Annotated in this window: 3 protein-coding genes; all 3 read right to left on the bottom strand. The window is 33.4% G+C overall.

Annotated features, from left to right (window positions below; genetic code table 11):
• Positions 1–214 (bottom strand): glutaredoxin family protein (locus GZ63_RS0116145; protein WP_029271346.1); only part of this gene is annotated, 214 nt, incomplete at its 3' end.
• 383 nt (positions 215–597) lie between these two features.
• Positions 598–1,224, bottom strand: coding sequence for a PepSY domain-containing protein (locus tag GZ63_RS17225; RefSeq protein WP_029271344.1), 627 nt, complete (start codon positions 1,222–1,224; stop codon positions 598–600).
• A 98-nt stretch (positions 1,225–1,322) separates the two neighbouring features.
• Positions 1,323–2,434: sensor histidine kinase (locus GZ63_RS0116135; protein WP_029271343.1), on the bottom strand; the 1,112-nt coding region annotated here is incomplete at its 5' end.

Below are 2,434 nucleotides of genomic sequence, written 5' to 3'. Positions count from 1 at the left end.
TTTTTTGAAATCCTAAAATAGCTCTATATTCCCCTTCAATAAATGTTGCAGGTGTTCCATAGATACCCAATTTCTGGAGCTCGTATAAATGCTCACGCTGCTTAGAAATATTCTTTATTTGGTAAAATACATTCCATTCATCCAGTTGCGCCAATAAATCGTTGCATTTATTACAACCATCACTAACGTAAATGGTCACATTTTTATTGTTCATTTATGTTCCCTCCTAGGTGTCAATTATTTTGTCACTCCTTTTTCGTTTATTTTTAATTCCCTAATTAACGGCAATCAAACGTAAATATTTAAATAATATTACATTTTCATTACAGTATTGTGCATAATTAAAAGCAATCCGCAGTGCCAGTATTTCTTTCTAGCACAACAGATCGCTCCTAAGATTTGATTACTTTATAACTTACACTTTGCTATTTCCCCTAAGTAAATCAAAACGTTTATTTTCAGCGTCTTCTGCTCATTCAATAAGAAGCCCAGCACGAATTCTAATCTTGATCTCCCTACTGTTTACCCTGAAAACAAACAGTTAAACTTCTATTTTCGACTTAAATATATGCGAATTCCAGTCCCTTTTTACTTTTTTTAATCATAATCAATAACGATAACTTCTCCGGTATATGCATCAACTTCAATTTCTGCTTCTTTTTCGCCGTTTTCAATTTCAATTTCATAAATTAATCGTCCATCATCTTCATCTAAATCGAAGTCACTAACAGTCCCCTCAAATGCATCTAACGCTATTTTCTTCGCCTCTTTTCCAGAAATAGCTGTTTCTTTTTCTGAAATATTCAGTTGTTCATTCGAATGAGTACTTTTCTTTGATTCATTATTATTATTTAATTCATTATTTTCTTTTGAATCATTGCTTTTATTTCTCTTATTTTCAGTTTCTTTTTTATCTTTGGCTGAGGTCGAAGAATTTTTAGATGGCTTTTCTTTTATATCTAAAATTTCTCCGCTATTTCCGTCAACCTTTAAATCATACTCTTTTTTATCGTTTGCTATTTCCACTTCATATATAGCTCGGTTAAACTCTGTTTCCTGCTCTAGTTCGGTAATTTTTCCTGGATATTGTTTTTTTACTATATCTCTAACTTCATTTATCGTCAATGATGGCTCAGATGGTGACGCACTTGTATGAAAAACTCCTAATCCTAAAAAACCAGCTGCGACTACACAACCAAGCACTATCCCTAGTTTCTTTTTCATTTCTAATTCCTCCCTTTTATATTCTAATTTCATCATACGCTACAAAAATGAAATATCCTTGTGAAAAAGATTAGAATTTGATGAGAAAAATGAGAAACTTATTTATACATTAATGGAAGAGTAACGATGAATGTCGTACCCTTTTTTATTTCACTATCAACAGAAATTTCACCATTGTGTGAGCGAACAATCGATTTAGCTATAGGAAGGCCAAGCCCTGTACCACCAGTTTCCCTGCTTCTAGCTTTATCAACACGATAAAATCGATCAAAAATTCGAGCTTGTTCCTCTTGCTCCATGCCATTTCCAAAATCGGTAACCTTTAAAATCGCATAATGATCTTTTTTCGAAACGTCTAATCTTACGTCCTTTTCACTATACTTTAAAGCATTATCGACCAAAATATAAATGACCTGTTTCAATTGCTCCTCGTTGCCACTAACAATAATCGTGCGTTCTGATGAAGTTAATGTAATATTACGTGTATATGCTCCGGAAAATGTTTTTCTTACGGTTTCACAAAGCTGAACAATATTTATATCTGTTCGTTTCGATTCCTCCTGATTTTTTGCTAATAGCAACATTTGCTCTACTAATAATTGCATACGATCCGCTTCAGAGTCAATTGCCTGTACTGCTTCGTCGAACACTTCAGGTCGATTTTTCCCTTGTCTTTCCAATAACTGTGCATAGCTTTTCAAGATGGAGATAGGCGTCTTTAACTCATGTGAAGCATTTGATACAAATTGTTCCTGCTTTTGAAAATTATCTTTTAAATGATCAATCATATCGTTAAATGTTTTTTCCATTTGGTATAACTCATCTTGGCTGCGATTTAAAACATCAATTTTAGTCCATTTCTCCTGTTTCATATTTGCCTTCATTGTCTGAATAAGTTCTTGAATCGGATAAAGCAAAAAGCGACTTAAAACATTTCCTGCAACGACGGTTGGAATAAGCATTAAAATTGTAGCTACAGCTAAAACAATGAATAAGGTTCGCATTGTCTCTTTCAATGCCATTAGATGTTTTGAGACTTGAAGTGTAACAATTTCCCCATCATTCCATATAATAGGTTTTGTCATTACCACAACATTTGTGCTATCATCTCTTTTTATAATTTCACGCTTTTCTTTCGTCGAGTACGCTTTTGGTAAACTTGTGTACTCATCTTTCTTCGTTAGTGTATCCAATGGAGTGCCGTCTTTTT

The organism is Virgibacillus alimentarius (genome assembly GCF_000709085.1).
In the GTDB taxonomy this organism is placed as follows: Bacteria; Bacillota; Bacilli; order Bacillales; family Amphibacillaceae; genus Virgibacillus_B; species Virgibacillus_B alimentarius.
The sequence above is the reverse complement of the archived record's forward strand: the minus strand, read 5'-3'. Positions and strand labels throughout refer to the sequence as shown.

Coding starts and splice junctions, on each gene's coding strand:
- GZ63_RS17225 (WP_029271344.1), bottom strand. CDS start 1,224: ATGAAAAAGAAACTAGGGATAGTGCTTGGTTGTGTAGTCGCAGCTGGT.